This is a genomic window from Microcoleus sp. N3A4 (genome assembly GCF_036701805.1).
Taxonomy (GTDB): domain Bacteria; phylum Cyanobacteriota; class Cyanobacteriia; order Cyanobacteriales; family Microcoleaceae; genus Microcoleus.
This window is the reverse complement of sequence record NZ_JAUBRJ010000152.1, coordinates 1-3,562: the sequence shown is the minus strand read 5'-3', so window position 1 is coordinate 3,562 and position 3,562 is coordinate 1. Positions and strand designations below refer to the sequence as shown.

The 3,562-nt window shown below is 44.8% G+C and carries 4 protein-coding genes; all 4 read left to right on the top strand.

The window, feature by feature from the left end; translation table 11 throughout:
* Positions 1–292 precede the first annotated feature (292 nt).
* On the top strand, positions 293–1,504 hold the full coding sequence (locus QUA56_RS36285) for a transposase (RefSeq protein ID WP_333368807.1): 1,212 nt from the start codon (positions 293–295) through the stop codon (positions 1,502–1,504).
* Between the two features lie 123 nt (positions 1,505–1,627).
* A complete protein-coding gene (locus tag QUA56_RS36280; protein ID WP_333368804.1) occupies positions 1,628–2,233 on the top strand; it encodes a Uma2 family endonuclease in 606 nt (201 codons plus the stop codon).
* Positions 2,234–2,296: 63 nt separating this feature from the next.
* A complete protein-coding gene (locus QUA56_RS36275; protein WP_333368801.1) occupies positions 2,297–2,815 on the top strand; it encodes a hypothetical protein in 519 nt (172 codons plus the stop codon).
* A complete protein-coding gene (locus tag QUA56_RS36270) occupies positions 2,775–3,452 on the top strand; it encodes a hypothetical protein (RefSeq protein ID WP_333368798.1) in 678 nt (225 codons plus the stop codon). The genes QUA56_RS36275 and QUA56_RS36270 overlap by 41 nt, the downstream gene beginning before the upstream one ends.
* Positions 3,453–3,562: the final 110 nt, after the last annotated feature.

Sequence of the window (3,562 nt, the reverse complement as noted above, 5' to 3'; positions counted from 1 at the left end):
TAACCGTTTGGCTTCTTTGGGGTGTTTTTCTAGGTACTCTAATATCAGGCTCATTAACTTAAAATTTTTACTAATTTGACGATATTTATTCAAGTTTAGCACAAAATAAAAATTTTGGAGAGGTCTATTGGAATATAATGGATGGTTCTCTGGAATCGGCACGAGGCGATTTATCAGCTCGCAATCCGCCTCCATTAGTTTGACCAAAATTAATGGGATTCAAGCCCCTTCTTCAGTGGCCGGCTTTCTCTTGTTTGTGCTACAATTTTGATGTAGAAGTTTTTCACGTAAAATGTTTGTTTTAGAGTTCAAGGCTCAAGGGAAAACAATTCAATACGCAGCGATAGACGAGGCAATCAAAACTGCTCAATTCGTTCGGAATAAGTGCATCCGTTTTTGGATGGACAACCGAGGTGTAGGGCAGAAAGAGTTGTATCGTCACAACACGGCATTAAGAGCTGAGTTTCCCTTTGTCAACGCCTTGAACTCTCATGCTTGCCAAGCTTCGGTTGAGAGAGCCTACTCCTCAATTGCTCGGTTTTACGAGAATTGTAGAAAGGCTATTCCTGGAAAGAAAGGGTATCCGCAGTTCAATAAAAACTGTCGTTCGGTCGAGTACAAGACCTCTGGCTGGAAACTTTCTCCTAACCGAAAGCAAATAACCTTCACCGACAAGAAGGGAATTGGCAAGCTCAAACTCAAGGGAACGTGGGACTTAAACTTCTACCAACTCGATCAGATAAAACGAGTTAGGTTAGTGCGTCGTGCTGACGGATACTATGTTCAATTCCTAATCAGTGCGGACAACAAAGTAGAGGCAGAGCCGACAGGGAAGACCATTGGTTTAGATGTGGGACTCAAAGAGTTTTATACCGATTCCAACGGTCACGCCGAGCCTAACCCTAAGTTTTATCGAACAGGCGAGAAGCGGCTGAAGTTTAGGCAACGCCGTGTTTCTCGTAAGAAAAAAGGCTCTACCAATCGCAAGAAAGCCATTAATCGACTAGGGCGAGTACACCTCAAAATAAGTAGGCAACGTGAAGAACACGCCAAGAGAGTAGCGCGTTGCGTAATCCAATCTAACGATTTGGTCGCCTATGAAGATTTGAGGATTAAGAACTTAGCAAAGAATCACTGTCTCGCTAAGTCGATTAATGATGCGGGTTGGTATCAGTTCAGGAAATGGCTAGAGTATTTCGGAGTCAAGTTTGGCAGAATAACCGTCGCGGTAAACTCTGCCTATACCTCTGGTGCATGCTCTAACTGTGGTGCGGTAGTGAAGAAATCTCTATCAATGAGAACTCACGCTTGCGGGTGTGGGTTTGTCTTGGATAGAGACTGGAATGCTGCGCTCAACATCCTGAAATTAGCCTTGAGTACGGTAGGGCATACCGGAACTTGGGTCTTAAACCCGAACGCTTCAGGAGATCCGACCTCTACTCTGATTGGAGCAATCTTGTCAGGGCAAGTTGGGTCTATGAATGAAGAATCCCCGTCTCTTTAGAGCGGGGAGTGTCAAAAGCTCGAAGGCGGTCATGCAATCGAGCGAGTATAATAAACTTAACAGAACTCTACTCCCTACTCCACAAAACTTCTAATTAAGCTACCTCCTATTAAAAAATAACCTATGACATACACCCCATCCAAACTACTTAGCTTTGAGGAGTTTATTGCCCTATATGGGGATAATACACGATATGAACTCATTGATGGAGAACTCAGAGACATGGAACCTACTGGCCCTCACGAAGCGGTTGCAGGTAGTATTGCTGGTAGAATTTACGTAGAAATTTTTCGCGCTCAATTCAATTGGTTGGTTCCAAAAACTTGTTTAATAAAACCCCTATACGCTGAGGCCACAGCACTGCGTCCTGATGTAGTTGTTTTAGATAAAGCAGAACTTGGTAGTGAACCCCTTTGGCAAAAAGAACCAGTGATTTGTAAAGATAGTACAATTAAGCTTGTTGCCGAAGTGGTCAGCACTAATTGGCAAGATGATTATGCAAGAAAAGTGGAAGAATACGCTTTTTTGAAGATTGCAGAATATTGGATTGTGGACTTTCGAGGCTTGGGGGGTTTGCAATTTATCGGCAATCCCAAGCAACCTACTTTCACCGTCTGCCAGTTGGTTGATGGAGTTTACCAGCAGCAACAATATCGCTTGGGAGAGCCGGTTTATTCTTACCTATTCCCCAATTTACAATTGCAACTTGACGATCTTATGCCAACTTAAAATTCTCGAATTTATTAAAAATTCAGTGAGTAAAATACTAGGTTCTAACTATTGACTAAAACTATGAGTGACAGGACCAGCTCAGAAAGTCTGGCTGAAGTTAGAGATACCCCAGACAAACCCATTACAGAACCTCGTCTGTACCAGAGTAGACCGATCGCCCCTGTTGCGACACCCCCTCCTATGGTATCGGGCCTCCACGCACAACTGAGAACAGACTTGTGGCAGCAATACCCTTCAGGTGTCGGCTACTACCAACACCGAGCCAAGGGCAACCCCAACAACATCATCGAGCACTACATCGCCAACCCCGACGACATCACGCTGCTGCCCTTAGACGAGGCCATGCAAATTATTGACAAGTTTGGGCTGACCGCTGCCAAGTTACACCTGATTTTTGCCGCTCATATTATGAGACAAGAAGAGCCGTGGGAAAGCTTATTCACTCTCGAAGGCAGTGACTTAATCAAGGAAATGGGCTGGGACAAACGCACAGACTTGCCCGCGTCTAAAAAACTGAATGAACTAGCTAAAACTGCATATGCTCGCTTGTTGCCTAGCAATCAAAGCCACATGGGTTGAAGGCAAACACAAAAAAGGTGGAATTAGAGCCAGCGTTGACACCTCGCGAATGTGGAATATTCAAATTCAGTTAACAGGTCAGCAGAATCTGGAGGGCAAAATAGAGCAGCCTGATGAAGTCTACATCACAGTCCAACCGGGGCTCTGGACTCATGCCTTCTTGAACAAAGCAGGTTACTTCGCCAAAGAAGCCTTGTATCAGTTTGGCTCAGGAGCTCAGGAGATTCTCAAAATCGATGCCTACCATGATGAACTGGCTTTGCGCTTAGCACTTCATCTGACGATGGAAAGCCGATTTCACACCAGTGGCTGTTACAAAGTGGAAACCCTTCTAAAAGCGCTCCTATGCCAAACGGTAATCGATATAGCCCGGTCTGACCGTAGAAAAGCTTACACGCTGATGAATAGCTGGAATCACACCCTGGAAGTGCTGTTGAAACTCCAGCGAGCGTTTCAAATCGAGTTTGACCAAGAGACCTACCCAGAATGGCCCAGATCCGGTAGCAAGTATCGAAAAAAACGAGGATACTTTGACACGCTATTGGCAGCCCTAATTACCATCCATCCGCCAGCACCTATCCCCCAACTCCTGGCAACCAAAGCTGAACTCAAACAGGTTCAACCCCGCCTGAAATAAGCTCTCAAACCTAAACTGACAAGCAATGAGATAAAACCCACATTCCGCAGTTCTGGCTTTAATGACTAAGGATTATCATACATTCAGTGTAGGAAAAATATCTGTGCCTA